Source organism: Pseudomonas sp., assembly GCF_032058845.1.
In the GTDB taxonomy this organism is placed as follows: domain Bacteria; phylum Pseudomonadota; class Gammaproteobacteria; order Pseudomonadales; family Pseudomonadaceae; genus Aquipseudomonas.
In genome coordinates this window covers 21,800-22,151 of sequence record NZ_DAMCCR010000075.1, presented here as the reverse complement: position 1 = coordinate 22,151, position 352 = coordinate 21,800, and the positions used below count along the sequence as shown (strand labels likewise).

At 71.6% G+C, this 352-nt stretch carries 1 protein-coding gene; it reads right to left on the bottom strand.

Annotated features, from left to right (window positions below; genetic code table 11):
* Window positions 1-352, bottom strand: a 352-nt coding sequence (locus tag RT028_RS14620) for an SDR family oxidoreductase (protein ID WP_312935844.1), incomplete at both ends; no start/stop codon positions are given.

Genomic DNA, 352 nt, shown 5'->3' with positions numbered 1-352 from the left:
ATGCCCTCTGGCAGGGCGTCGAGCAGTTGCCGGGCGGCATCGGTGGCGCAGATGTCCAGCGCCAGGGTGCGGGCGCCTAGGCGTGCGGCCAGGGCGTCGAGGTCTTTTTGCGCGCCAGGCACATCGAGCAGCACCAGTTCGGCGCCATCGCGGGCCAGGGTCTCGGCGATCGAGGCGCCGATGCCGCGTGCCGCGCCCGTGACCAGTGCCCGGCGTCCGGCCAGCGGGCGGCTCCAGTCCGCGACCTGCACAGCACAGGCCTGCAGACGCAGCACCTGCCCGGAGATGAACGCGCTTTTCGGCGAGAGGAAAAAGCGCAGTGCGCCTTCAAGCTGCGCCTCGGCGCCTTCGC